Consider the following 25447-nt stretch of genomic DNA (forward strand, 5'->3'; position numbering starts at 1 on the left):
GCCCGTCCCCGTCAGCCGCGCAGCGCCGCCGCCTCGCTCGCCAGCCGTTCCACCCGGGCCCAGTCCTTCGCCGCCACCGCTTCCGCCGGGATCATCCAACTGCCGCCCACGCAGCCGACGTTGGGCAGCTCCAGATAGGACGGTGCCAAGGCGGGCGAGATGCCGCCCGTCGGGCAGAACCGGGCCTGCGGCAGCGGCGAGGAGAGCGCCTTCAGATACGCCGTACCGCCCGCCGCCTCGGCGGGGAAGAACTTCATCTCGGTGATCCCGCGCTCCAGCAGCGCGACCACCTCGGACGTCGTGGACACGCCCGGCAGGAACGGCACCCCCGACGCCCTCATCGCGTCCAGCAGTGCGTCCGTCCAGCCGGGGCTGACCAGGAACCGGGCCCCCGCGGCAACGGTGTCGGAGACGTTCGACACGGAGATCACCGTGCCGGCGCCGACCACCGCGTCCGGCACCTCGGCCGCGATGGCCTTGATCGCGTCCAGGGCCGCGGCGGTGCGCAGCGTCACCTCGATGGCCGGGAGCCCGCCCGAGACCAGGGCCCTGGCGAGCGGCACCGCGTCGGCGGCGTCCTCCAGGACGACAACGGGGACGACGGGGGCAAGGTCCAGCACAGAGGAGGTCATGCGCCCCATCTTGCGTGCCCGCAGCATCGTACGCAACGAGTGTTGCGCATGTTGCAATGCGAACTCCGGGATCAGTGGATCTCGGTGACCACGACATCGAGCGACCACGCCCGGCCGGGCCGCGCGGGGGCCTCGGCCTCCACCACGTATCCGAGCTCCCGCAAGGTCTCCACCAGCTCCGCAGGCCCCTTCGGCCGTGCGCCCGCCACCAGCAGATCGCGGACCAACCGCCCCTTCGTCGCCTTGTTGAAGTGGCTGACCACGGACCGCTTCTCGACCCCGTCCACCATCCGGGAGTGCAGAACGCGCACACTCGCCGTGCGCTGTGCCACCTCACCCTTCGGCTTCCAGGCCGCGGTGTACGCGGACGACCGCAGGTCCAGAACGAGCCCGTCCCCGGCCGCCTCCGGCAGGACCTGCGCCATCGGACCGCGCCAGTACGCCCCGAGCGCGCCGAGCCCCGGCAGCTTCACGCCCATCGAGCACCGGTACGAAGGAATCCGGTCGCCCACCCGCACGGCGCCCCACAGTCCGGAGAACACCAGCAACGACCTGCCGGCCCGTCGGCGGGCCGCCGCGTCCAGGGAGGCCAGGTCCAGGGCGTCGTACAGCACCCCCGTGTAGATCTCCCCGGCCGGACGCGTCCCCGCCGTCCGCAGTTCGACGTTCTTCGCGATCTCGCCGCGCAGCCCCTCGCTCAGCCCGAGCACCTCACGGGCCTTCTCCTCGTCCGCGGCGCACAGCTCGACCAGTTCGTCGAGGACCGCGGCCCGTGCCGCGGCCAGCCCCGGCAGCGACAGCGACTCCGGCTTCAGGGGTGCTCCGCGCCCCGACGCGGCCTTTCCTTCGGAGGGCGGCAACAGCACGAGCACGGCGGTTCTCCTTCTTACGGGCAGGCGGGCAGGCGGGCAGGCGGGCAGGCGGGCGGGCCGCGGAGGCCCGCGCCCCAGCGTACGGGGGCGCCGGAGGCCGACCGGAGCCTGTCCGGCACCCGGGATGCCGCCCCGCCCGACCCGCCATACGCTCGATCCATGCCCCGCCGCCATCTCCACATGACCGGGTCGGCCGACACCCCGCTGAGGGCGGCCCTGCGCAAGCTGCGCACCGAACTCGGACTGCCCCACGGCTTCCCGTCCGACGTCCTCGCCGAGGCGGCGCAGGCAGCGGTGGCCCCGGCGGTGTCGAGCCACAAGGACGCGACGGACCTGCCGCTCTTCACCATCGACCCGCCCACATCGGCCGACCTCGACCAGGCCGTACATCTCGAACGCCGCCGTCACGGCTTCCGCGTGCATTACGCCATCGCCGATGTCGCCGCCTTCGTACGCCCGGGTGGCGCACTCGACGCCGAGGCCCACCGCAGGGTGACGACCCTCTACTTCCCCGACGGCAAGGTCCCCCTCCACCCCACCTCGCTCTCCGAGGGCGCCGCCAGCCTTCTCCCCGGGCAGACCCGCCCCGCCGCGCTCTGGCAGATCGACCTCGACGCCGAGGGCGCCGTCGTCGCCACCTCGGTGCACCGGGCCCTCGTCCGCAGCCGCGCCAAACTCGACTACGCGGGCGTCCAGCGGCAGATCGACACGGGCACCGCCGAAGAGCCCGTGGCACTGCTCCGGGACATCGGACGGCTCCGTGAGGAGCAGGAGGTCGCCCGCGGCGGCATCTCCCTCAACGTGCCCGAGCAGGAGGTCGTCGCGCACGACAGCACCTACGGCCTGGAATACCGCGCCCCGTTGCCCGCCGACGGCTGGAACGCCCAGATCTCCCTGCTGACCGGCATGGCCGCCGCCCACCTCATGGCGGAGACCGGGACCGGTGTCCTGCGGACCCTGCCGGTCGCACCGGACGGCGCCGTGGCCCGGCTCCGCCGCTCGGCCGAGGCGCTGCACATCGACTGGCCGCACCACGTCCCGTACGCCCAGGTCGTCCGCTCCCTCGACCCGAGGAAGGCCCACCACGCCGCGTTTCTCCAGGAGTGCACCACACTCCTGCGCGGCGCCGGCTACACCGCCTTCGAACACGGTGAACTCCCCACCCCCGCCGTCCACGCCGCGGTCGCCGACCTCTACACCCACTGCACCGCCCCGCTGCGCCGCCTGGTCGACCGGTACACGGCCGAGCTGTGCCTCGCCGCGGTCGCGGAACACGCCCCGCCCGAATGGGTTCTCGCCGCCCTGCCCGGCCTGCCGAAGGAGATGGCGGACGGCACCAGGCGCGCCAACACGGTGGAGCGCGAGTGCGTCGACGTGGTCGAGGCCGCGCTGCTCAAGGACCGGATCGGCGAGGTCTTCGACGCGTACGTGGTCGACGTGCTGGACCAGGAGCCCACCACGGGCACCGTCCACATCGACGTCCCGGCCGTCGTCGCCCGGGTCGAGGGCGGCACGGAGAAGCTTCCGCTGGGGGAGCGGCTGCGGGTCAGGCTCGCCCAGGCGGATCCTGGCACCGCGAAGGTCCTCTTCGCCCCCGTGTGAGCGCGGCCACGGCGGCGCCCGGGTCATCCGCGTGGAACCGCACCGTCCGCGCCCACCCGCGCTTCCCGAGCGGCCGGACGAACTCCAACGGGGAGTCCAGCTCCACGGTCACCGTCGTCTGACCGCCCACGACGAGGTCGAGCACCCCGTCCGCCTCCGTCCGCACCGGCCCGCCCTCGGGATATCTCCGCTCGACCCGTGCACCGGCCACCGCGTCGGCGGGAACCCGCAGGTCGAACAACCCCCCGTACCGAATGCGCAGCGCCCCGTCGGCGTCCACGACATGCGGCCGGGTCACACACGCGGCGTGGAAGGCGAGAACCAGGACCACCCCGTACACATCGACCACGAGCAGCACCGCGTGCACGACCGGCCACGGGACCAGCAGCGCCAGCATCACCGTCTCGACCACGGCGACGAAGGCCAGACCGTACAGCATCGCGGTCTGCGGCCCGGTGTACGGGACGGCGAGGGCGCCCTCCGGTACACCGTGCCGCCGCCGCAGGACCCACAGCCCGAGACTGTGCAGGCCACGCACCTCGTGCGCGACGAGACGGCGCGCCTTGTCGGGTACGAGGGCACGGAGCGCCGCGCCCATCGCCGCCCGCCGTCCGGCACCGGCCCGCCGCCCCGCGCGCCGGAGCCGCCACAGGGCCATGGCCTCGAACCCGAGCACGCCGATCACCAGCGCCTCGGCGCCGAGCAGCACCGCCCCCGGGATCCGGGCCCCAGCCAGCAGGCAGCCGCCCAGGCCCAGCTCGACCGTCAGCGCGGCGCCCACGGCCCACCGCGCGATCCGCACGCTCATCCCGTCCCCTTCCCCGCCACACGCGCCGCCAGGGCCGCCATCACCCGGCGCACCACCTCGGCCTGCGCGGGCGCGTATTCGTCGAGCAGAGCCTGGCCGAACCCCGCCGTGACCGGCCCGTCGGAAGGGATCGCCGCCAGCACCTCGTCCGGCACGGCGGCGGCCAGGTCGGCGGCGAGCGGGGCGACCCGGGGATCGTCCACGGGCGCCCCGACCAGTGCGTCCAGCCGCTCGTACAGCGCGTTCGCGGCCGGGTCCTCGGCCAGTGGCCTCATCGCGGCGTAGACCTCGCTGCTGATGCCCACCGTGTCCAGGAGCACCAGGTGCTCCCGGTCCTTGGCGGCCGTCGGGGAGTCGGTGGCCGCGGCCGCGCCCAGCAGCTCGGCCAGCGCGGGCGATACGGGCTCGTCGGCGCTCACCGGCCCGTCCAGCAGCCGGGCCAGCCGACGCCGCCGCTCCCGGATCTCGTCCTCCTGCCGGGACAGGTCGGCATCCAACTCGACGATCACGTCGACGAGTTCACGCCCGGAGTCGTCGGCGAGGACATCCCGTACCTCGTCCAGCCCGAGCCCGAGCTCGGTGAGACGCCGGATCCGGGCCAGCACCACGGCGTCCCGCACGCCGTAGGCGCGATAGCCATTGGGCCGGCGTGCGGGCTCGGGAAGCAGTCCGATGTGGTGGTAGTGCCGGATCGCCCGCGAGGTGACCCCGACGAGCGCGGCGATCTCTCCGATGCGCATGGAGCCAGTAGAAACCTTGACGCTGCGGCAAGGTCAAGCGCACACCCCCACCCCTGGGGATCCGGCAACCGCGCTCCCTCCCGTGCCACGATCGAGGGAAGTGGCCCCACCTCACGGACGGCGGATCCATCGATGTCCCAATCTGGCGAGCGACCGAGGATGGGGCGTGACATGACTGCCATGCCGCACGAACCGCTCACGCAGGCGGACGTCCTGCTGGAGGGCTTCCTGGCGCTGGATACGCCGGAGGGCTTCCGGGCCACGCTGCCCCAGGAACCACGTCATCCCCGATGGCACCTTCGCCCCCACCGAGCTGCGTCCGTACCGGGGAGCGGACCCCTGGATGCCGTGCGAGGGAGTGGCCCTCGTCGTCGAGGTCACGTCGACCAAGCCCCGCCGACCGCACGGACAAGCGGCACTGCTACGCCCGCGGCCCCATCCCCCTGTACCTGCCGGTCGACCGCGAGGAGTCCTCGGTGACGCTGTTCAGCGAGCCGGGAGGGGACGACTACCGTCAGCACTGCACGATCCCGTTCGGCAAGTCGCTCACCCTTCCGGCCCCCTTCGCCTTCGACCTGGAGACCGAGGCGTTCGTCTGAGCCACCCCGTCCGGCGCCCCCGGCCGGGCGGGTAGCATGGTCGGCACGGCAGACGAGCCGGGCGGACGGCCGCGTGGGGATCCTCGGATCTCCCCGAGGAACGTCCGGGCTCCACAGGGCAGGGTGATGGCTAACGGCCACCCGGGGTGACCCGCGGGACAGTGCCACAGAAAACAGACCGCCGGGGACCTCGGTCCTCGGTAAGGGTGAAACGGTGGTGTAAGAGACCACCAGCGCCTGAGGTGACTCAGGCGGCTAGGTAAACCCCACCCGGAGCAAGGTCAAGAGGGGCCGTCGCGAGACGGCCCTGCGCGAATGTTCGAGGGCTGCCCGCCCGAGTTCGCGGGTAGACCGCACGAGGCCGGCAGCAATGCCGGTCCTAGATGGATGGCCGTCTCCCCGGCCGCCGCGAGGCGACCGGGCGACAGAACCCGGCGTACAGCCCGACTCGTCTGCCGTCCCGACCTGTGACAGGTCGGGACGGATTCTTCGTTCCGGAACGGCGGGCCCCTTCGCGGTCGCCCTCGGGTGGCAGGCCGTAGGGCGACCGGGCCGGGTTCAGCCGGTACCGTCGGGGTGGAGGACGACCTTGGTCCAACCGTCGTCCCGCGCGTCGAAATGCTGGTAGCCGTCGGGTGCCTGGTCCAGCGGCAGCTCGTGGGAGACGATCCACGAAGGCTTCGCCTTGCCCTGCTCGATCAACGCGCACAGCTGGCGGTTGTAGGCCTTGACGTTCGCCTGCCCCGTGCCCATCGACTGGCCCTTGAACCAGTACAGGCCGTAGTCGAAGGCGACCTCGCCGTCCTCCTTGTACAGCTTGTCCGGACTGCCGGGATCATGGGGCAGGAAGACACCCACGACCCCGATGGTGCCGGTGAACTTCACCGAGTGCACCAGGTTGTTCAGCGTCAGATTCGGGTGCTCGCGCCCCTGCACGTCGTGAGCCTGGTAGCCCACGCACTCGCACCCGCGGTCCGCGCCCAGCCCGTTGGTGTGCTCGTTGACCTGGTCGATCGGTGAGGCCTTGGAGTCGTCGATGGGGATCGCGCCGATCTCCTCGGCCAGACGCAGCCGGTCGGGATGACGGTCCACCACCATCACCTTCGCGGCACTCCTGAGGTTCGCCGACAGCGCCGCCATCAGGCCGACGGGGCCGGCACCGTAGATGACGACGGTCTCACCCGGCTGCACACCGGCGAGTTCGGTGCAGTGCCAGCCGGTCGGGAAGATGTCGGACAGCATCACGTAATCGGTCTGCTTCTCCCGGGCCTCTTCCGGGAGCACCAGACAATTGGAGTCGCCGTACGGAACCCGCAGGAACTCCGCCTGACCACCGTTGTACGGGCCCATCCCCGCGAAGCCGTACGCGGCACCTGCCATCTTGGGATCCACGGGCGTGGTCAGACAGAACGCCGTCAGTCCCCTGTCGCAGTTGCGGCAGAACCCGCAACTGATGTTGAACGGAAGGCAGACCAGGTCCCCCACTCTGACCCGGTCCACACCGTCGCCGACCTCGACGACCTCACCCATGTTCTCGTGGCCCAGGACACGCCCCGTCTCCATGTCCGTACGCCCCTCGTACATGTGCAGGTCCGACCCGCAGATGTTCGTCGAAGTGATCTTCACCAGCACATCCGTCGGCCGCTCGATCCTCGCGTCCGGCACGTCCTTCACGCTCACCGAATGCGGACCGTCGTACACCAGCGCCTTCATGAGTGACTCTCCTTCTTTTCGGCGTTCCGAATCTCGATCGAAGGGATTCACGGCCTGTGATTTCTGTACCTGCGCGGTACCGGCACGAATTCTCGGACAAACCCTCATCGAAAGAAGCGGAGGCGGCGAGAAGAATCACCGTGAGCCGCGCATCGTGCCGGCCGACCTGGTTCCGTCGACTCGCCGGTCGCGGCCTGGAGGCACGGCCCTGCCGGGCAACCCCTTCAAGCGTCCCACCGGGGCACTGCATGTCAACCCGGGAAAGTGCGGTGATCACGTTCTCGTGCGGGAAACACCTGCGACACAGACGCGACAGTCGAACAAGGGGTGATGTGCCGGGCCGCCTCATGGGGCACGATCTTGTTCAGGTGTTCCTGAGGGCTGTCCCGCAACCCTGGCGGGCGCGCGACGACAGCTACGGCACCTCGCCGCGTTGTCGGAACGTCCGCATACATCCGGTATGCGGATGTCCCTCCGCCTTGCGATGCACCGCATCCGACGCCGCGCACTGATCCACCACGGATTACGGGACAACCCTTAGGGAAAGGTTCTCCATGACCGATCGTGCCAATGGAAGACGCGGGTCTCTGCTGGCGGTGAGCGATCTTCACGTCGGGGTGACGGACAACCGTCCCATCACCGCGTCCCTCCGGCCGGATTCGGACGAGGACTGGCTCATCGTCGCCGGTGATGTCGCGGAGCGGGTCGAGGACGTCGAATGGGCACTGCGGCTGCTCGCGGGCCGCTATGCGCGGGTGATCTGGACCCCGGGGAACCATGAGCTGTGGACGACCAAGCACGACCGCGTGCAGCTGCGGGGCCAGGAACGGTACGAGCATCTGGTCGAGTTGTGCCGGGGCCTCGGAGTGACCACTCCGGAGGACCCCTACCCGCTGTGGCCCGGTCCCGAGGGGCCGGTGGCCGTCGCGCCCGTGTTCGTGCTGTACGACTACAGCTTCCGGGCGCCGGGCACGACGACCAAGGAGGAGTCCCTGGCGTATGCGCAGGGCACGGGGGTGGTGTGCACCGACGAGTTCCTGCTGCACCCCGACCCGTACCCGAGCCGTGATGCCTGGTGCCGGGCGCGGGTGGCGGAGACGGAGCGGCGCCTGGCCGCACACGATCCGGAGATTCCGCTGGTCGTCGCCGGCCACTGGCCCCTGGTCCGCCGACCGATGGACGTCCTGACGTATCCCGAGTTCGCCCAGTGGTGCGGCACCGAGCTCACCGCCGACTGGCACCGGCGCTTCAACGTGGCGGCCATGGTCTACGGACATCTGCACATCCCCCGTACGACCTGGTACGACGGGGTGCGCTTCGAGGAGGTCTCCATCGGCTACCCCAGGGAGTGGCGCCAACGGGGCCACCCCAGGGGACTGCTGCGGCGGATCCTCCCGTACGACGAGGGCGTCACCGCGCCGGATCCGGCCGGGCGGACGACATGATCCGGCCGTGGGCCATGGTGGGGCGGTTTCGGTGAGGGTATTCGGACGCCTTGTGGCCCGCGCAAGGCGATGAAGTGGCGCACGGTGTGGCGTATGACTCGGCTGGGGCGTCCGCCGGTCCTCTGAGTGGTCGGTCACGGACGGCTGACCGGCGTCACGCATTCAACTTCGGTCCTCGCATCGGCGGCGGACCGCCGAGAGCAGGCGCCGCATGCCGACCGCATGGCCGCCTTGTTCCTATGACGAGCCGCCGGCAGAGGCCGCCGGTCAGGCCGGGGAAGGCGGCTCGGCTTTCGGCGCGCAGCCGGGATCGGCCCGAGTCGCCGGGATCGAGCCGGAAGATCAGGGCATAGGAGGAGAAGCGGTGGCGGCCCTGGAGGATCAGCTCCTGTCCCGGGACGGCGGTGACGACCCGGAAACCGGGAAACGTCGAGCCTGCTGCGAGGGGCCGTGGCCCGGATGCCGTGCGGTCGGCCGCTCCGACCCGTCTCGCGCAGCCCGCAAACCCGGTGTGTGAGAAAGCCCCGTCCAGCTCTTCGCCGAGGCCGCGCCAGACGTCGTCGACCTCCGCCGCGATGTCCGTCGTGTGCTCATCGATGTGCGGCAACGAGGTGATCTGCATCAGAGCCTCCACCAGGTGTGGTTCGCGAGGACGCGTGCCGCCACCGATCCTGCCCGATGCGGACCTGTGGGACGCGCGATCGTAGCCGCGCGGGACGGTCGCCCGTTGTTCAGGCACCCGTCGTCGCCCACCTGTCGTCGCCGTGCCGTGCCGCGTGGTCCTTCATCGGGGCGCGGCCCGTGGCGGGTGGGTAGGGTGACCCGGCTGCCGATCGACGAGCCGAGGGGCACCCGTGACCTCAGAAGAACACCGTGACACCCGCAGGATGGTCTTCGGCGAGGTGGCCGAGGCGTACGACGCCGGCCGCTCCGGATACGCGGAGCCGATGGCCGCCGAGGTGCTCGCGTACGCGGACCTGGGGGACCGCGGGGCCGTGGAGGTCGGCGCGGGCACCGGCAAGGCCACGGTGCCGTTCGCCGCGCGGGGGGTTCCACTGGTGTGCGTCGAACCCGACGCGCGCATGGCCGAGGTGCTGCGCCGCAACACCGCCGGACATCCGAACGTCCGGATCGAGGTCCGCGACTTCGAGCAGTGGCAACCGGGCGGCCGGCGCCACGGGTTGCTGTTCGCCGCCTCGGCCTGGAACTGGCTGGACCGCGACCGGCGCTGGGACCTGGTGCACGCCGCTCTCGCGCCCGGCGGGGCGACGGCGCTGATCTTCGGCCCGCACGGAATCCATGACGCGGGCCTGCGTGCCGCGCTGGCGGACATCGGGGTCCGCCACGGTGTGACGGGTTCCCCGCACCGATTTCTGGCAAGTGACCTCTCCGGCGGCGAGCCGGGGAGCTGGGACCGGCGCTGGCCGGAGGCGGAATGCCGCCGCGACGGCCGCTTCACCGAGCTGCGTTCGGTCCGGTTCGGGCGGGATCTGCGGTACGGAACCGAGCGGTACCTCCGCCATCTGAACTCGCTCTCCGCCTATCGCGGGCTGCCCGCCGAGAGCCGGGCGCAGGCGCTGGACGAGATCGGCCGGCTGCTCGACGCGCACGGCGGCGGCATCGACGTGCACCAGGTCACCGACGTCTTCCTCGCCCGCGCCCGCTGACCCGGCGCCCCTCCGTCAGCCCGGCGTGCCGGCCCGGCTGGGCACCGACCCCATGGTGCTGATCAAACGCTCGCCCCGGTCCTCGGCCATGTCGAGCGTGGCCAGCACCGCCGGGGTCGAGATGCTCGGCAGCACGTAGTGCAGCAGGACCGAGATCCGTCGGCCCAAGTCCTCGCGCCTGCAGAGGGCTTGGGACATCGCCTGAATGCCCGAGAAGGAGCCGGCCAGCATCTCGGCGGTCTCGCGGGGGTTGACGTGCGGCAGGAGCTCGCCCTGGCTCCCCGCGGCGGTCAGCAGATGTTCGAGCCGGTCTATCCAGGCACGGAACGGGGTGCCCCGGTCGAGCCCCTCCACCGCCTGGTCCATGGCCAGTCCGACACTGGCGCGCACCAGCGGTTCATTGCGGAGCCGGTGGGCGAGCAGCATGCCCTGATCGACCAGTTCCTGAAGCTTCGTCAGTTGCGGGGGCGGTGGATCGCTGTTCAGTTGCACATCCATCACCCCGAGAGCCAGGTCTTCCTTCGAGGTGAAATGGAAGTAGAGCGCACCCTTGGTGACACCCGCGCGCGCGAGGATTTCGCTGATGGTGGCGCTGCTGTAGCCGCGTTCATCGAAAACGGCGGCGGCCGCCACCAGGATCGACCGTCGAGTCTGGATCGCGCGCGCCTGCTGTGCCATCAGCTACGAGTCTCTCTCAGTCGTGGCGTGGTCAGCACCACTGGGATATGGCTGGATAGGAAAACCGGACTGTCAGTATCTTACTGCGGGGGCTGCCTGCCCTCCCGGTATGGATCCTCTGGGAGGAAAATTCATGGTTCAGCTCACCTCGCACAGTGCTTCGTTCTCCGTGGAGGGTGCCGGGTCCGCCGAATCCACCGGGATCCCCGGAGCGGAGGGGGCGGCGTCGAGGGGGAGACGGGCCGAGGCGGATCTCCTGGGGCCGCTGGTCCACCGGTCCGATGGCGAGGACATCTTTCCCACCGGCTGGACCCGGCAGACCGAGACCCAGTTCTCGGTGTCGGCCCGCTGGCCACACGCGCACCGCTTCTTCGCCCCCGTGTCGGGCCGCCATCAGGACCCGCTGCTGATCGCGGAAACCATGCGTCAGACGACGATGCTCCTGGGGCACGCGGCGTTCGACGTCCCGGTGGGGGACCAGTTCGTGATGTGGGAGCTGGCGTACGTCTCCGAGCCCGGTCAGCTGCTGGTGGGGGAGGCGTCCTGGGACATCACCGTGGATGTGTCCTGCTCCCGGATCCGGCGGCGCGGCCGGAGCATCGGCTCCATGCACGTCGAACTGCTCCTGCACCGCCTCGGCACCGTCCTCGCCAGCGGCGGCGGACGTATCAGCTGCACCTCGGCCAAGGTGTACGGCAGGCTGCGGGGCGACCGGCAGCACCTCATCGGTGCCCCGATACCCCTCCTGCCCGCCGTCGCGCCGGGCGAGGTGGGCAGGACCGATGAGCGCGATGTCGTCCTGGCGCCGACGTCGCGGCGCAACGTCTGGCAGCTTCGGCTCGACTCCGCGCATCCGACGCTCTTCGCCCGGCCCAACGACCATGTGCCGGGCATCCTGCTGCTGGAGGCGGCCCGCCAGGCGGCCGTCGCCGTCTCTCCCGGCCGCTACTTCCTCCCGGTTTCGGTGCGGACGGACTTCGTCCGGTACGTGGAACTCGACCGCCCGTGCTGGGTCGAGGCCCGGCCCGTGCCGGCCGGCGACCGCGCGGCGACCGGGGTGCGGGTCACGGCGACACAGGACGGCGAGACGGTCTTCAGCTGCATCCTCGAATCCCCGGACCCGCGGCACGATGCGGCGGGCGACCGGGGGAGCCTGCGGGACGACCGGCAGAATGACCCGTCATGACATCGCGCATACTCATCACCGGAGCGACCGGTTTCATCGGCGGCCATGTGGTGGCCGAGGCCCGGTCCGTCCCAGGTCTCCGGCTGCGTCTGATGACGCACCGGACCGCCCTTGCCGCCCCCACCGGGCCCGACGCCGAGACGGTGTACGGGGATCTCGCCGATCCCGCGACGCTGCACGGCAGTTGCGAGGACGTCGACGCGGTGATCCACTGCGCCTCCTCGATCGGCGGTGACGAACCGACCGCCCGGTCCGTAAACGATCAAGGAACTCGTGCGCTGATGGAAGAGGCGGCCCGCTGCGGGGTCGCCCGGATCATCCATCTGAGCACGGCATCCGTCTACGGCCGGGGGCCGTTCACCCGGCTGCGGCCCGGACAGGCCGAGCCCGCCGCGGCCTCGGCCACCAGCCTGACCCGGGCCGCCGCCGAGCGGCACGTCCTCGCTGCCGGCGGCGCCGTCGTGCGCCCGCACATCGTGTACGGGGCCGGGGACCGGTGGGCCGTGCCCGGACTGGTCGGGCTGCTCCGGCGGCTCTCGGCCGGTCTGACCGGGTGCGAGGCGCGGCACTCGATGATCGACGTCCGGTCGCTGGGGAGGGCGCTGCTGAGTGCGGCGCTCTCCCCGAAGGAGACGGCGGGGGTCTACCACGTCAACCATCCCGAACCGGTGAGCTGTTCGCAGCTGCTGTCCACGGTCGTCGACGGGCTGCGGCTGCCCTGGGGAGCCACGGGCGTCGACGTGGACACGGCCCGTGAACGGCTCGCCGGTGTCCCGTACGCCCTGCACCACCTCGGCATGCTCGCCGTGGACCACTGGTTCACGGACGAACGGGCCGGCCGGGACTTCGACTGGGAGCCGGGTGAGGGGTTCACGACCGGGTTCGCCCGGCACGCCGCGTGGTACCGCGGTCACCTCGGCGGGTGACCGCCCGCGGGGCGTGACTGCGTCACTCCCCGATCCGGGTGCCCGTGCCGCTCACCCGCACCCGGGCGTCGCCCTCCCGCAGTTCGACCGTGAGGGTGCCGGGACGGCCCATGTCCTCGCCCTGGTGGAGGGTGAGGACCGTGGCGTCGGCCACGAGTCCCAGGGCGCGCAGACAGGCACCGAAGGCGGCCGCCGCCGCACCCGTGGCGGGGTCCTCGACCACACCGCCGACCGGGAACGGGTCGCGGACGTGGAAGACGTCCGGCGCTGCCCGCCACACCAGCTGCAGGGTGGTCAGGTCCAGCCGGTGCATCAGGGCTTCGAGGCGCGCGAAGTCGTAACGGAGGTCGGCGAGGCGCTCACGCGTCGCGGCGGCCAGCACCAGGTGGCGGGCGCCCGCGTAGGCGATCCGGGGCGGCAGGGCCGGGTCGAGATCGGCGGCCGGCCAGTCCAGGGCGGCGAGCGCCTCCGCCAGGTCGTCCGGGGCGATGTCCATGACGTCCGGTTCGACGCTGGTGAGGGTGGCGCGGAGTTCGGTGCCCTCCTGGGTGACGGTGACCGGGACCGTACCCGCGGGGGTGCTGAACACCAGATCGCCGGGGCCGTCGCGCTCGGCGAGTGCGAGCGCGGTCGCCACGGTGGCGTGGCCGCAGAACGGGACTTCGGCCTTCGGGCTGAAGTAGCGGATCGTGTACCCCCGGGCGGCGGGCGGCTCCTGGTCACCGGGCTCGTACCGCCCGGTCAGGAAGGCCGATTCGCTGTAGCCCAGCTCCGCCGCGACGGCGAGCATCGCCGCGTCGTCGAGGCCGGACGCGTCGAGGACGACCCCTGCCGGATTACCGCCCTCGGGGTCGGCGGAGAAGGCGGTGTAGCGCAGGATGCCGGTGGCTGAGTTCTGGGTCATGCCGAAGGTCAACCCCGCCGCGGCCCGGGGCATTCCCGGCCGGTGGGCCGGACGGGCGCCCCGGGCCGCGGTCGCCGGGCTCGGAGCCTGTCGGGTGACCTCCGACCGGGGGACGCGCCCCAGCACGCACGCTTCCCGCGTTGTCGTCGGTCGCCGACGCTCCGCGTCGACTCCCTCCTCCGCCCCGGAATCGCACGCACCGGACCGCGTCCGCCATCCGGTCCGAGGTCACCCGACAGACTCTCAGTGGCAGTTCTTGACGCCCTTGTCCGACCTGGTCCAGGAGCAGGAGTCCTGGAGCTTGCCGTTCGGCTTGATCAGCCGGGCCTTGTCACCGGTGTTGTTCCAGACGTACGAACCGCGGTTCCAGTAGACGTGGCCCGACCCGTTCCTGCCCTTGCCCGTGTGGACCTTGACGGTCTTGCCCGCGCCGACGGTGTAGCTGCCGAAGGTGTACGTGTAGCCGGTGTTGTCCTTGAGCTTGTACCCCTTGAGCTGCAGCTTCGACTTGCCGTTGTTGTGGATGTCCACCCACTCGGCGTTGAGGGAGGCGTTGGTGCGGGTGTCCTTGCCGGGGCTGTCGTACTGGATCCTGCCGAGGTGCAGCCCGCCCTTGTGCGAGGCGGCCGAGGCCGGGACCGTGAGGAGCAGCGAGCCGGCCAGGGCGGTGGCGGCGGCCAGGGCGAGCGGTGCCGCGGTGGGTATGCGCATGCTGTGATCCTTGCGTGGAGTTCCGGTGAAGAACTGTGAGCATAAGGGCAGCGCACGCCTGTTCGGCCGGAAAGGGCGCAATCCGGCCGGGGTGCGGTCGTCGGGCGGCAACCGTCCGCGCCGGGCGCTCGGTTCGGGCGGATCCGTCAGCCGCGTCCCACGTACGGCATGGTCGTCGCCAGGATCGTCGCGAACTGCATGTTCGCCTCCAGGGGCAGCTCCGCCATGTGGAGCACCGTCCGGGCCACGTCCGCCGTCGCCATCACCGGCTCCACCGCCAGTTCGCCATTGGCCTGAAGGGTGCCCGTCCGCATCCGCTCGGTCATGTCCGTGGCGGCGTTGCCGATGTCGATCTGGCCGCAGGCGATCCGGTACGGACGGCCGTCCAGCGACAGCGACTTCGTCAGGCCCGTCATGGCGTGCTTGGTCGTGGTGTAGGCGACCGAGTGGGGGCGCGGCGCGTGGGCGGAGATCGAACCGTTGTTGATGATCCGGCCGCCCTGCGGGTCCTGCGCCTTCATCAGCCGGTACGCCGCCTGCGCGCACAGGAACGCGCCCGTCACGTTCACGTCCACCACCGCGCGCCAGTCCTCCGGCGAGACGTCCTCGACCGGGACGGAACGCGGGCCGAACGTGCCCGCGTTGTTGAAGAGCAGATCGAGGCGGCCGAAGCACTCCCGTACCGAGGAGAAGAGGGCGGCCACGTCCTCGGGGCGGGAGACGTCGGCGGGGACGGTGATCACCCGGGCGTTCTCCCCGGCCAGTGCGGCGGTCTCGGCGAGGGGTTCCGGGCGTCGGCCCGCGAGTGCCACCGACCAGCCGGCGCCGGTCAACGCGAGCGCCACCGCGCGGCCGATTCCGGAGCCCGCGCCCGTCACGACCGCCGTCTTCGAGTCGTTCAACAGTTTGTTGCTCATGGCGCCGCAGCGTACGCCTTCGCGTTCCGCGGGTCGCGTGGGGCCACATGGGGTCAAGAAGGTGTGCGGGGCGGCGGGTTCGCGCTTCGGGCGGCGCACGATGATGATCATGGTTCCCGTCCTGTATGCGCGCTTTGCCTCGTGGATCCATTCCTGCCGCGTTCCTCATCCGCGCGACGTCAGGGCGACGCGAACACGACAATCGTTCGATGTGCTGGACCGGTGGACTTTCCGAGCACACCACCAGCCAGGGGAGGGACAGATGACGTACTCATCGCACCAGCAGGAGATGCGCGACGCCGCCAGGCACGTCGGACGCCGCCGTTTCCTCACCGTCACCGGTGCCGCCGCCGCGCTCGCCTTCTCGGTCGGTCTGCCGGCCGCGGGCACCGCGAGCGCCGCCGAGCTGGACGCCCGGAGGATCAGCGACGACCCGTTCACGCTCGGCATCGCCTCCGGCGACCCGCTGCCCGACTCGGTCCTGCTGTGGACGAGGCTCGCCCCGCGACCGTACGAGCCCGGCAGCGGACTGCCCCGGGCCCGCGTCCAGGTGCGCTGGGAGCTCGCCCGCGACGAGCGCTTCTCCCGCATCGTCCGGCGCGGAACGGCCACCGCCCACCCGGAGTTCGACCACAGCGTCCACGTCGAGGTCAAGGGCCTCGAAGCCGACCGCGTCTTCTACTACCGCTTCCGCACCGGGGCATGGACCAGCCCCGTCGGCCGGACCCGCACCGCGCCCGCCCGCGGCGCCCGCAACAGCGCCCTGAGCCTGGCCGCCGTCTCCTGCCAGGCCTACCACGACGGTTACTTCACCGCGTACCAGCACCTCGCCCGGGAGGACGTGGACGTCGTCTTCCACCTCGGCGACTACCTCTACGAGTACGCCGTCAACGCGACCGGCGGCGCCCGCAACCACACCGACCACACGCTCCCCGCCCACTTCGACAAGGAGACGATCACGCTGGAGGACTACCGGCTGCGGTACGGCCTCTACAAGTCCGACCCCGATCTGCGCGCCGCCCACGCCGCGCACCCCTTCGTCGTCACCTGGGACGACCACGAGACCGAGAACAACTACGCGGGCGACATCCCCGAGAACGGCGTCCCGCCCGAGGAGTTCCTGCTGCGGCGCGCCGCCGCCTACCGGGCGTACTGGGAGAACCAGCCGCTGCGCACCCCGCAGCGCCCGACCGGTCCCGACATGAAGCTCTACCGGCGCCTGCACTTCGGCGCCCTCGCCCAGTTCGACATCCTCGACACCCGCCAGTACCGCAGCGACCAGGCGTACGGCGACGGCTGGCAGAAGCCGGGACCGCAGTCCGAGGACCCGTCGCGCACCATGACCGGCGCCGCCCAGGAGCGCTGGCTGCTCAGCGGCTGGCACACCTCGCGGGCCACCTGGAACGTCGTACCGCAGCAGGTCACCTTCGCCCGGCGGCGCGATGTGCCCACCGACGCCTACAAACTGTCCATGGACGCGTGGGACGGCTACCCCGCCTCCCGCGACCGGGTCCTGAAGGGGGCCGAGGCCGCCGCGATCCACAACCTGATGGTGCTGACCGGCGATGTGCACGTCGGCTACGGCTTCGACCTGAAGCAGGACTTCGACGACCCGTCGTCCCGCACCGTCGGTACGGAGATCGTCGCCACGTCCATCACCAGCGGCAAGGACGGCTCGGACAGGCCCGGCAGCTGGAACAACCAGATGCGGGCCAATCCGCACATGAAGTTCTTCAACGGCCGCCGCGGATACGCCGTCATCACGCTGGGCCGTGAGCGCGCACGCGCCGACTACCGCACGGTGTCGGCCGTCACCACACCCGGCGCGCCCGTCGCGACGGCCGGATCGTTCGTCACGGAGGTGGGGAACCAGGGCCTCACGCCCGCGTAAGAGGTTCTGCGAGCTCCTCCGAGGCCCCGCGCGCAGAGGTCCCGGTCAGCCGAGGTCGTCGGCCGGGTAGCGGACGCCGATGCGGTCACGCACCGCGTCGAGCGTCCGCATCACGGCCAGGGAACCGTCCAGCGGCACCAGCGGCGACTCCGTCTCGCCCGCCCGCAGCGCCTGCGCCACCTCCGCCTGTTCGAACTGCATCCCGCGCAGCCCCGCGCCCGCCGCTCCCGCCGTGAACTCCTCCGGCTCCTGTCCCGGCCGGTGCAGCACGAAGCGCTCCGGATAGAAGAAACCGTGCGGGAAGTCGATCCGTCCCTTCGTCCCGGTGATCGCCGCGGTCACCGGGGTGTCCCCGACGATCGAACAGTTCAGCAGCGCCGAGGCGCCCGCCCGGGACCAGCTCAGCAGCATGGCCGTGTTCAGATCGACGCCCTCCGGGGAGAGCAGCGCGTCGGCCTGCACCCGGTCCGGCTCGCCCAGCAGCAGCTGGGCGAACGACACCGGGTAGACCCCGAGGTCCAGCAGCGCGCCACCGCCCAGCGCCGGGTCGCGCAGCCGGTGTCCGGGGCCGAAGTCGCCCGCGAAGCCGAAGTCGGCCTGCACGGTGCGGATATCGCCGATGGCGCCGTCCCGGACGAGCTCCGTCATGCGCCGGATGACCGGGTTGCAGTACGTCCACATGGCCTCCATCAGGAAGAGACCGCGGTCCCGGGCGAGCTTCACCAGCTCACCCGCCTCCCGCGCGTTGAGCGTGAACGCCTTCTCGCACAGCACGTGCTTGCCGGCCTCCAGGCAGAGGGCGGCCGCCTCCCGGTGCGCCGAGTGCGGCGTCGCGACGTACACCACGTCGACCTCGTCGTCGGCGGCGAGAGCGGCCCAGCTGCCGTACGCCCGGGGTATCCCGAACCGCTGCGCGAACGCCTGCGCCGAGGCGTCCGTACGGGATGCGACGGCCACCACCTCCGCGTCCGGCATCGCCCGCAGATCCTCGGTGAACGTCGCGGCGATGCCGCCGGTCGCCAGTACGCCCCAACGCACGGACCTGCTCATGCCTGTCATGACTGCTCCCCAAAAAGGTCTCGACCAGTGCGGCTGAGCTGAGAGCATAGAGGCGGATTCAATGACATGGAGATGAGAATGCCGGAGAGCGGCGCAAGCCGGGCCCAGCAGGAACGCACACACATATCGACCACCGGGACCGGGGCCGAGGAGCCCGCGGCCACCGGCGCACCCCCCGGGAATCCGGCCGCCACCGAAGCGGCCCGGCGCACCGGACTCCTCGTCACCCTGGTCCTCGGCGGCCTCACCGCGCTGCCGCCGCTCTCCATGGACATGTACCTCCCGGCGCTGCCCGCGGTCACCGACTCCCTGCACGCCTCCGCCGCGACCGTCCAGCTGACCCTCACCGCCTGCCTCACCGGCATGGCGCTCGGACAGGTCGTCGTCGGACCGATGAGCGACCGGTGGGGGAGACGCCGTCCGCTGCTCCTCGGCATGATCATCTACGTCGTCGCGACCGCGATCTGTGTCTTCGCCCCCACCACGGAACTCCTCATCGGCTTCCGTCTCCTGCAGGGTCTGGCCGGTGCGGCGGGGATCGTCATCGCCCGCGCGGTGGTGCGCGACATGTACGACGGCGTGGAGATGGCCAGGTTCTTCTCCACCCTGATGCTGATCTCCGGCGTCGCGCCGATCGTCGCCCCGCTGATCGGCGGCCAGGTGCTGCGGTTCACCGACTGGCGGGGGATCTTCGCCGTCCTCACCGTCGTCGGCGTGGCCCTGACCCTGATCGTCTGGAAGTGGCTGCACGAGACCCTGCCGCCGCAGGACCGGCACACCGGCGGCATCGGCGACGCGCTGCGCACCATGCGCGGGCTGCTCGCCGACCGGGTCTTCACCGGCTACATGATCGCGGGCAGCCTCGCCTTCGCCGCCCTCTTCTCGTACGTGAGCGCCTCGCCGTTCGTGGTGCAGCAGATCTACGGAGCCTCGCCGCAGACGTTCAGCCTGCTCTTCGGCATCAACTCGGTCGGCCTGATCGTCGTGGGCCAGATCAACGGCAAGGTGCTGGTCGGCCGGATCAGCCTGGACAAGGCGCTCGCCTTCGGCCTCTCGGTCATCGTGCTGGCCGCGGCCGCACTGCTGCTGATGACTTCCGGGGTCTTCGGGGACGTGGGGCTGGTACCGGTGGCGGCCGGTCTCTTCGTGCTGATGTCGGCTATGGGGCTCGCGATGCCGAACACGAACGCGCAGGCCCTGATGCGTACGAAGAGCGCGGCCGGGTCCGCCTCCGCGCTGCTCGGCACGTCGTCGTTCCTGATCGGGGCAGTCGCCTCGCCGCTCGTCGGGATCGCGGGCGAGGACACGGCCGTCCCGATGGCTCTCGTGCAACTGGTGTGCGCGGCGGGCGCGATGGCCTGCTTCCTGGGGCTGTGCCGGCCCTGGCAGCGGGCGGCGTAGCGGGGTCAGCCCCAGGTGCTGCCGCTGATCAGGTCCGGCCCGAGGTGGCGGGAGACGACGGAGGCGAGCGCCGGTACCGCGCCCTCTTCGGACGCGTGCTTGAAGGTGTGGACCACGCAGGTCCGCACCGGGTGCGTCGGCCCGCCGGGGTCCGTGTGCTCGTCGGCGGACAGTGGCCGGTGCTGCGGGCGTGCCAGGGCGAAGCGGACGAGCATCGTGCGGTGGTCCTCGTAGCGGAAGTACTCGGTGATCGCCCGGTTGCCGAAGTCCATGTGGGCGAAGGTGACGGCGATGTCCTCGGCGCCGTACGGAGCGGCCCGCAGCGCCGGCGGTACGTCGAGGACCGCGTCCCCGGCGGCGAGCAGCCGGGCCTCCTCGTGCGACGAGCGCCCACGGCACTCGGACCAGGCGCTCGCGCGCCGGATCGACCACGAGGCGCCCGAAGGCCTCGGGTGGAAGCAGAGCCGGCTCCGCGGGCGCGATGAAGGTGTCGGTCCAGATGCCCATGCCCCGTTCTGGCAACGGGGCATGGTGCCGCGCGAGCGTTTTTCCGTACGGCCGGACAGGACCTGGGGTCCTTTCGTCCGGATCGGCCCGGCGCGATCCGGACGGGAGGCCCTAATGGGCGCTCGGGTAGCCGATCAGATGCGGGCGGTCCTTCTCGTCCGTCCAGTGGAACAGCCCGACACCGTCCGACGTCACCTCGCCCGGGACCAGTTGGTTCGAGGGCAGGGCCCCTGTCGTGCCGCTCCTGATCGCGACCGCGACGGGGGTGCCGCCGCCGGCCAGTACGTCCGCCGCGTTGCGGGCGTTCGCCGCGCCGTACGCGATGCCGTCGTCGTTCACCGACGCCAGCGTCAGCGGCTTCGTGCCGTCCGTCCCCTCGAAGCAGAAGCCCCGCTTGGTCAGCAGGTCGAAGGCGAGCGGCCCGGCCACCAGGAAGTTCCCCGAGGGCGCGGAGACGAGCTGCGGGTACTGGCCCGGCTTGATCGCGGGCTTGCTGCACTCCACCGAGGCGAGCGGCTTGCCCGTCTCCACGTCGTGCACCGTCCACAGGTCGTGGGTGGTGGCGCGCTTGGCCCCCTTCGCGAGCTGCCACTTCGCCAGCACCATGCCCGGGATCACCGAGGTCGGGATGCCGCTGAGCCGGTCGGTGCCCTTGGGGGCGACATCGCGGCTGAACCAGCCGCCCTGCACCCAGAACTCCTTGGCCCCGGTGACGAGAAGGCCCTTCTCCGTCATGCCGAGCACCTCGGTGAGCTGCTTGCAGCTCGTGCAGCCCTTCGGGTACTTGAGCGCGGAGGCGGCGACCGTGGACACCCGGCCGGTCACCGGGTCGACGACCGCGCTGTTCGTCCGGCCGTCGCCGATGAGGATGCCGGGGCCGGTGGTGGAGACCGTCGGCACGGAGTTCCACGGCACCTCGACGCGTCGCCGGGAGCCGTCCTGCACGTTGTAGACGTCCAGCGAGACGATCGTGTCGGCGGGGGTCAGCGCGTTCTCGCCGACCTTCCCGTACGCCCATGTCACGAAGTACTCGTGGTCGCCCACGGTGACCGGGACGAGCTTCGGGAAGTGCTGCGGGGACGGGGGCCGCCACGCCTCCCCGTGCCAGCCCGCCTCTCCGGTCTCCGAGTCGATGGTCCGCAGCTGGTACTTGCCCTCCGAGACCCGCGCCAGGTAGGCGAGAGCGCCCGTCGTCCGGGAGATCGCGTAGTCGGGCGAGGTGCCGATGAGCTCCCAGCCGCGCTCCGGCGCGAACACGGAGGGAACGGTGAGCCGCGTCACCGCGGACGCACTCGTCCTCACCTGCTTCTTCGACTTTTCGGAGCTCTTCTCACCGCTGCCGCAGGTGGCCAGCAGAAGAAGCATGGCAAGCAGGAGAACTCCGCCGACCAGAACCAGGCGCACGATCTTCTGTCTCATGGTTTCCCTCGATGGGCGATCCCGACCTCGCGCCGGTCAGCGTAGCAACTGGCGCAGGGCTCGCGGCAGTTCGCAGGCATTGTGGTTCACCACCGGTGCCGGGCCGGAAGCGGGCGGGTGGCCTGCGCCTACAATTCGTCGGTGAACGCCACCCTCTCCACCGCGGAAGCCCTGCGCACGGCGCTGGCCGGACTGCTCGACGGGCTGCCGCCCAAGCAGGCCGCCCAGGCCGTCGACCGGCTCATCGCCAACTACCGCGGGACCACCCCCACCCACGCCCCGGTGCTCCGCGACCGCTCCGACGTCGCCGCGTACGCCGCGTACCGGATGCCCGCGACCTTCGAAGCCGTACGGGCTGCCCTCGCCGCGCTCCAGGAGGCCGCCCCGGACTGGTCGCCCGCCACGCACACCGACATCGGCGGCGGTACCGGAGCGGCGAGCTGGGCCGTGGCAGGGACCTGGGAGGGGCCGCGGACGACCGTCCTGGACTGGGCCGAGCCCGCACTCGCCCTCGGCCGTGAACTGGCCGCGCTCTCCGGCATCCCCGGCCTGCGCGCCGCCGAGTGGCGCCGGGCCCGGATCGGCGCGGGCCTCGACCTCGCCCCCACGGACCTGGTCACCATCTCCTACGTGCTCAAGGAACTGACCGCGGACGTCCGCACCGGCCTCGTCGACACCGCGGCGGCCGCGGCACGGGCGGTCGTGGTGGTCGAGCCGGGCACCCCCGACGGCTATGCCCGGATCATCGAGGCCCGCGACCGGCTGATCGCCGCCGGGCTGAAGGTCGCCGCCCCGTGCCCGCACGACGACGCCTGCCCCATCGAGCCGGGCACGGACTGGTGCCACTTCTCGGCCCGGGTCAGCCGGTCCTCGCTGCACCGGCAGGTCAAGGGCGGCTCGCTGCCGTACGAGGACGAGAAGTTCAGCTATGTCGTGGCGACCCGTTTCGGGACGGAGCCCGTCCGGGCGCGGGTCACCCGCAAACCGCAGATCCGCAAGGGGCAGGTACTGCTGGACCTGTGCACCCGTGACGAGGCGCTGCGCCGCGCCACGGTCACCAAGCGGCACGGCGAGCTGTACCGGGCCGCCCGGGACATCGCGTGGGGCGACGCGTGGCCGCCGCACGACGCGGGCCGCTCCGGCGACTGAGGGCCGCCGGACGACCGAACCGCCGGACGGGCCGGCTACCCGCGCAGTTCCTGAGTGCAGCACTTCACGCTGCCGCCGCCCTTCAGCAGCTCGCCCAGATCCATCGGCACGGGCTCGAAGCCGCGTGCCCGCAGCGGATCGAAGAGCCCCGTGGCCGCCTGCGGCAGCAGCACATGGAGCCCGTCGCTCACCGCGTTCAGGCCGAGCGCCGCCGCGTCCGCCTCCCCGGCGATCAGCGCGTCGGGGAAGAGCCGCGCCAGCACCGACCGGCTGCCCGGCGAGAAGGCACCCGGGTAGTACATGATCTCGTCCCCCGCCTCGTCGAGCACGCACAGCGCCGTGTCCAGGTGGTAGTAGCGCGGGTCGACCAGGTCGAGCCCGATCACCGGGCGGCCGAAGAACTCCTGCGCCTCGTCGTGCGAGAGCGGGCTGGACCGGAAGCCCCGGCCGGCCAGGAGGTACGACGCGGTGACCGCGAAGTCGCCCTCGCCCTCGTTGACATGGGCCGGTTCGTGGATCTCGGTGAAGCCGTTGGCCCGGAACCACTCACGATGGGCCTCCGCCTCCTCGAACCTCTCCCGGTACGCGAACCGGGCACCCAGGACGCGGCCGTCGACGACGGTGGCGCCGTTGGCGGCGAAGACCATGTCGGGCAGGTCGGGCCGGGGAGTGAGCAGCTCCACGGTGTGCCCGAGGGTGCGGTAGCGGTCGCGCAGGTCCTCCCACTGGGTCTGGGCCAGGGGGAGCTCCACGGGCTTGCTGGGGTCCATCCAGGGGTTGATGGAGTACGTCACCCTGAAGTGGGCGGGAGCGCACATCAGGTAACGGCGGGGTGTGGCTTCACGAGGCAATGAAGGCTCCTCACGAACACGGCAGGGGTGGCCTGCGGGGGACTTTGCACGGGTGTGTGCGTGAGCCCATGGTCCGCTCTCCGGGGCCGGTTGTGCAGTGATCCGATCGGGTGGTTCCCGACGATGATGAGACGATACGTATCGACTCGTGCCGCTGCTAGATTGACCGGCATGGCAGAGAACAGGCCGCCCGACTCCAGCCGCCGCAGCGAGAGCTCGCGCCGCGCGATCCATGACGCGGCTCTCGGCCTGGTCGGTGAGGTCGGCTACCCCAGGACCACCATCGAGGCCATCGCCGCACGGGCCGGCGTCGGGAAGCAGACGATCTACCGGTGGTGGCCCTCCAAGGCGGCCGTCCTCCTGGACGCCTTCGTCGCCCTCGGCGACCGGGCCGCCGAGCGGAGCGGTGGGGGCGAGGCCCAGGGAATTCCGGACACCGGTGATCTCGCGGCCGACCTCAGGGCCGTGCTGCGGGCCACCGTCGACGAGCTGACCGACCCCGCCTTCGAGGCGCCGACCAGGGCGCTGGCGGCCGAGGGGATCGTCGACCCGCGGCTCGGCGCCGAATTCGTCCAGAAGCTCCTCGACCCGTCGCTCCGGCTGTACGCCGCACGGCTGCGCGCCGCGCAGGAGGCGGGCCAGGTGCGCGCCGACGTCGACCCGCGGATCGCCCTGGAACTCCTCGTCGGACCGCTCACCCACCGCTGGCTGCTGCGGACCCTCCCGCTCACCCATGCGTACGTGGACACGGTCGTCGACTACACCCTGCGCGGGTTGACACCGTACGGAGACGCACCCGTCATTTCATGACAAGAAGCGTCATATCGCCCAGCTCATGGCGCTGTCTGCCGTACCCCGCTTCGGGACTCCGGCCACCCGAGGCGCAGGATGGTGGGACGATGGACAGGGGCAACGCAGAGGTAAGGGGATAGATGGGCGCCGATTTCGGCCGTTATCGCGGCTCCGAGAGCAAATTTTCCCAATGGCTTCGCCGCCGACCCAGACCGCAGCAGCGCGAGGTCGACGACACCGCCCGGGAGGCGCTGCTCCTGGCCGTCGCCGAGGCCGGAATGCCGATCGCGCCCGCCGCCCACCCGGTCGGCTACCGATGTTCCTGTGAACGCATCGGCTGTCCCACTCCCGCCCGGCACCCCATCTCCTTCGCCTGGCAGACGCAGTCCACCACCGACCGGGCCCAGATCGAGCGCTGGGCACGCAGCCAGCGTCAGGCCAACTTCATCACGGCGACCGGCATGATCCACGACGTGCTCGACGTCCCGCTGTCCGCGGGCGGCCAGGCACTGGAGCGGCTCCTCGCCGCGGGCATCGACGTCGGCCCCGTCGCCCGGTCCGGCGACGACCGGATGCTCTTCTTCACCGCCACCCGTGGTACCCCCGAGGACGAGGACGAGTGGTGGCCGTGCGAGCTGGACTGCCACCCCGAGACCATGGACGAGCACCCGGGACTGCGCTGGCACTGCCGCGGCAGCTACGTACTCCTGCCGCCGGCCAGGCTTCCCGGTGAGCTGGACGTGCAGTGGGTCCGGGGGCCGGAGAACCCGCTGCCCGATCCGCTGACGCTGCTGGAGACGCTCACCGACGCGTGTGCGCAGTACGCGGACGCGGCGGACCAGGGCGATCTCGACCAGGGCTCGGTGGCGTGGCCGATGAGCCGCTAGTAGTGCTTGGTCATGTTGGTGCGGGGTCTGGCATGTTGCGGTGACAGGTGGGGCAGGCGCCGGTCCAGATCGCGAGGAGTATCTGCAGCTC

The 25447-nt window shown here is 71.4% G+C and carries 24 protein-coding genes, 1 other RNA gene and 3 pseudogenes; 14 read left to right on the forward strand and 14 right to left on the reverse strand.

What is annotated here, in order from left to right; translation table 11 throughout:
* Positions 1-11: 11 nt before the first annotated feature.
* Both eda and yaaA read right to left on the reverse strand, forming a co-directional pair.
* Complete coding sequence (gene eda / locus ACIOHC_RS03620) at positions 12-632, reverse strand: bifunctional 4-hydroxy-2-oxoglutarate aldolase/2-dehydro-3-deoxy-phosphogluconate aldolase (RefSeq protein ID WP_351079690.1); 621 nt, start codon at positions 630-632, stop codon at positions 12-14.
* A gap of 71 nt (positions 633-703) precedes the next feature.
* The gene (yaaA, locus tag ACIOHC_RS03625; RefSeq protein WP_365688374.1) at positions 704-1504 is read right to left on the reverse strand and encodes a peroxide stress protein YaaA; all 801 of its coding nucleotides are present in this window, start codon (positions 1502-1504) and stop codon (positions 704-706) included.
* A gap of 159 nt (positions 1505-1663) precedes the next feature.
* Between yaaA and ACIOHC_RS03630 the strand changes: the two genes are divergently transcribed.
* Positions 1664-3106: an RNB domain-containing ribonuclease gene (locus ACIOHC_RS03630; protein WP_401841190.1), complete on the forward strand. Its 1443-nt coding sequence runs from the start codon at positions 1664-1666 to the stop codon at positions 3104-3106.
* On the opposite strand, the gene ACIOHC_RS03635 is transcribed toward ACIOHC_RS03630, so the two are convergent.
* Together ACIOHC_RS03635 and ACIOHC_RS03640 are read right to left on the reverse strand one after the other, a co-directional pair.
* Positions 3051-3914 (reverse strand): hypothetical protein, encoded by an 864-nt coding sequence (locus tag ACIOHC_RS03635; RefSeq protein WP_401841192.1) that lies wholly within the window; start codon positions 3912-3914, stop codon positions 3051-3053. The two genes, ACIOHC_RS03630 and ACIOHC_RS03635, sit on opposite strands and share 56 nt — an antisense overlap.
* On the reverse strand, positions 3911-4654 hold the full coding sequence (locus ACIOHC_RS03640) for a MerR family transcriptional regulator (RefSeq protein WP_351079701.1): 744 nt from the start codon (positions 4652-4654) through the stop codon (positions 3911-3913). Before ACIOHC_RS03640 ends, ACIOHC_RS03635 begins: the two co-directional genes overlap by 4 nt.
* Positions 4655-4825: 171 nt before the next feature.
* On the opposite strand from ACIOHC_RS03640, the pseudogene ACIOHC_RS03645 reads away from it, so the two are divergent.
* The 3 genes and pseudogenes from ACIOHC_RS03645 to rnpB all read left to right on the forward strand — a co-directional run.
* Positions 4826-4915: pseudogene (locus ACIOHC_RS03645) on the forward strand (Uma2 family endonuclease); the annotation flags it as partial.
* A gap of 4 nt (positions 4916-4919) precedes the next feature.
* Positions 4920-5253: pseudogene (locus tag ACIOHC_RS03650) on the forward strand (Uma2 family endonuclease); the annotation flags it as partial.
* A 53-nt stretch (positions 5254-5306) separates the two neighbouring features.
* Positions 5307-5708: RNase P RNA component class A (rnpB, locus tag ACIOHC_RS03655), an RNA gene on the forward strand.
* Positions 5709-5811: 103 nt separating this feature from the next.
* On the opposite strand, the gene ACIOHC_RS03660 is transcribed toward rnpB, so the two are convergent.
* Positions 5812-6966 carry a glutathione-independent formaldehyde dehydrogenase gene (locus ACIOHC_RS03660; RefSeq protein WP_351079703.1) on the reverse strand — a complete coding sequence of 385 codons (1155 nt, stop codon included), beginning with the start codon at positions 6964-6966 and terminating at the stop codon, positions 5812-5814.
* Between the two features lie 554 nt (positions 6967-7520).
* Between ACIOHC_RS03660 and ACIOHC_RS03665 the strand changes: the two genes are divergently transcribed.
* On the forward strand, positions 7521-8411 hold the full coding sequence (locus ACIOHC_RS03665) for a metallophosphoesterase family protein (RefSeq protein ID WP_401841195.1): 891 nt from the start codon (positions 7521-7523) through the stop codon (positions 8409-8411).
* Positions 8412-8426: 15 nt separating this feature from the next.
* Positions 8427-8537, forward strand: a pseudogene (locus tag ACIOHC_RS03670) (glycosyltransferase family 2 protein); the annotation flags it as partial.
* Between the two features lie 28 nt (positions 8538-8565).
* On the opposite strand, the gene ACIOHC_RS03675 reads toward ACIOHC_RS03670, so the two are convergent.
* Positions 8566-9033 (reverse strand): hypothetical protein, encoded by a 468-nt coding sequence (locus ACIOHC_RS03675; RefSeq protein WP_351079709.1) that lies wholly within the window; start codon positions 9031-9033, stop codon positions 8566-8568.
* 232 nt (positions 9034-9265) lie between these two features.
* On the opposite strand from ACIOHC_RS03675, the gene ACIOHC_RS03680 reads away from it, so the two are divergent.
* Positions 9266-10078 carry a class I SAM-dependent methyltransferase gene (locus ACIOHC_RS03680; RefSeq protein ID WP_351079712.1) on the forward strand — a complete coding sequence of 271 codons (813 nt, stop codon included), beginning with the start codon at positions 9266-9268 and terminating at the stop codon, positions 10076-10078.
* A gap of 15 nt (positions 10079-10093) precedes the next feature.
* Here ACIOHC_RS03680 and ACIOHC_RS03685 read toward each other — a convergent pair whose 3' ends face one another.
* A complete protein-coding gene (locus tag ACIOHC_RS03685) occupies positions 10094-10756 on the reverse strand; it encodes a ScbR family autoregulator-binding transcription factor (RefSeq protein ID WP_351079715.1) in 663 nt (220 codons plus the stop codon).
* 133 nt (positions 10757-10889) lie between these two features.
* On the opposite strand from ACIOHC_RS03685, the gene ACIOHC_RS03690 reads away from it, so the two are divergent.
* A complete protein-coding gene (locus tag ACIOHC_RS03690; RefSeq protein WP_401841198.1) occupies positions 10890-11942 on the forward strand; it encodes a ScbA/BarX family gamma-butyrolactone biosynthesis protein in 1053 nt (350 codons plus the stop codon).
* Positions 11939-12868, forward strand: coding sequence for an NAD-dependent epimerase/dehydratase family protein (locus ACIOHC_RS03695; RefSeq protein ID WP_401841201.1), 930 nt, complete (start codon positions 11939-11941; stop codon positions 12866-12868). Before ACIOHC_RS03690 ends, ACIOHC_RS03695 begins: the two co-directional genes overlap by 4 nt.
* A gap of 22 nt (positions 12869-12890) precedes the next feature.
* On the opposite strand, the gene ACIOHC_RS03700 is transcribed toward ACIOHC_RS03695, so the two are convergent.
* The 3 genes from ACIOHC_RS03700 to ACIOHC_RS03710 all read right to left on the reverse strand — a co-directional run bounded on the left by ACIOHC_RS03700 (position 12891) and on the right by ACIOHC_RS03710 (position 15400).
* A complete protein-coding gene (locus tag ACIOHC_RS03700; protein ID WP_351079724.1) occupies positions 12891-13772 on the reverse strand; it encodes a PhzF family phenazine biosynthesis isomerase in 882 nt (293 codons plus the stop codon).
* 243 nt (positions 13773-14015) lie between these two features.
* The gene (locus tag ACIOHC_RS03705; RefSeq protein WP_351082535.1) at positions 14016-14483 is read right to left on the reverse strand and encodes a lamin tail domain-containing protein; all 468 of its coding nucleotides are present in this window, start codon (positions 14481-14483) and stop codon (positions 14016-14018) included.
* A 146-nt stretch (positions 14484-14629) separates the two neighbouring features.
* A complete protein-coding gene (locus tag ACIOHC_RS03710) occupies positions 14630-15400 on the reverse strand; it encodes an SDR family oxidoreductase (protein WP_351082533.1) in 771 nt (256 codons plus the stop codon).
* A 262-nt stretch (positions 15401-15662) separates the two neighbouring features.
* Here ACIOHC_RS03710 and ACIOHC_RS03715 point away from each other — a divergent pair, with 262 nt between their 5' ends.
* Positions 15663-17291 carry an alkaline phosphatase D family protein gene (locus ACIOHC_RS03715; RefSeq protein WP_401841203.1) on the forward strand — a complete coding sequence of 543 codons (1629 nt, stop codon included), beginning with the start codon at positions 15663-15665 and terminating at the stop codon, positions 17289-17291.
* A gap of 45 nt (positions 17292-17336) precedes the next feature.
* Here ACIOHC_RS03715 and ACIOHC_RS03720 read toward each other — a convergent pair whose 3' ends face one another.
* Positions 17337-18341, reverse strand: coding sequence for a Gfo/Idh/MocA family protein (locus ACIOHC_RS03720; RefSeq protein WP_401841237.1), 1005 nt, complete (start codon positions 18339-18341; stop codon positions 17337-17339).
* An 87-nt stretch (positions 18342-18428) separates the two neighbouring features.
* Between ACIOHC_RS03720 and ACIOHC_RS03725 the strand changes: the two genes are divergently transcribed.
* On the forward strand, positions 18429-19751 hold the full coding sequence (locus ACIOHC_RS03725; protein ID WP_351082525.1) for a multidrug effflux MFS transporter: 1323 nt from the start codon (positions 18429-18431) through the stop codon (positions 19749-19751).
* A gap of 5 nt (positions 19752-19756) precedes the next feature.
* Here the strand turns inward: ACIOHC_RS03725 and ACIOHC_RS03730 are convergent, their stop codons facing one another.
* A complete protein-coding gene (locus ACIOHC_RS03730) occupies positions 19757-20281 on the reverse strand; it encodes a hypothetical protein (RefSeq protein WP_351082523.1) in 525 nt (174 codons plus the stop codon).
* A gap of 88 nt (positions 20282-20369) precedes the next feature.
* Positions 20370-21677, reverse strand: a complete 1308-nt coding sequence (locus tag ACIOHC_RS03735; protein WP_351082521.1) for a hypothetical protein — start codon at positions 21675-21677, stop codon at positions 20370-20372.
* A gap of 141 nt (positions 21678-21818) precedes the next feature.
* Between ACIOHC_RS03735 and ACIOHC_RS03740 the strand changes: the two genes are divergently transcribed.
* Positions 21819-22826 carry a small ribosomal subunit Rsm22 family protein gene (locus tag ACIOHC_RS03740; protein ID WP_351082519.1) on the forward strand — a complete coding sequence of 336 codons (1008 nt, stop codon included), beginning with the start codon at positions 21819-21821 and terminating at the stop codon, positions 22824-22826.
* A 35-nt stretch (positions 22827-22861) separates the two neighbouring features.
* On the opposite strand, the gene ddaH is transcribed toward ACIOHC_RS03740, so the two are convergent.
* Positions 22862-23677, reverse strand: coding sequence for a dimethylargininase (gene ddaH, locus ACIOHC_RS03745; RefSeq protein ID WP_401841205.1), 816 nt, complete (start codon positions 23675-23677; stop codon positions 22862-22864).
* A 171-nt stretch (positions 23678-23848) separates the two neighbouring features.
* On the opposite strand from ddaH, the gene ACIOHC_RS03750 reads away from it, so the two are divergent.
* Both ACIOHC_RS03750 and ACIOHC_RS03755 read left to right on the forward strand, forming a co-directional pair.
* Positions 23849-24487 carry a TetR/AcrR family transcriptional regulator gene (locus tag ACIOHC_RS03750; RefSeq protein WP_365688387.1) on the forward strand — a complete coding sequence of 213 codons (639 nt, stop codon included), beginning with the start codon at positions 23849-23851 and terminating at the stop codon, positions 24485-24487.
* Between the two features lie 122 nt (positions 24488-24609).
* On the forward strand, positions 24610-25356 hold the full coding sequence (locus ACIOHC_RS03755; RefSeq protein WP_351082513.1) for a bifunctional DNA primase/polymerase: 747 nt from the start codon (positions 24610-24612) through the stop codon (positions 25354-25356).
* Positions 25357-25447: the final 91 nt, after the last annotated feature.

This window comes from Streptomyces sp. NPDC088252 (genome assembly GCF_044740965.1).
GTDB lineage: Bacteria > Actinomycetota > Actinomycetes > Streptomycetales > Streptomycetaceae > Streptomyces.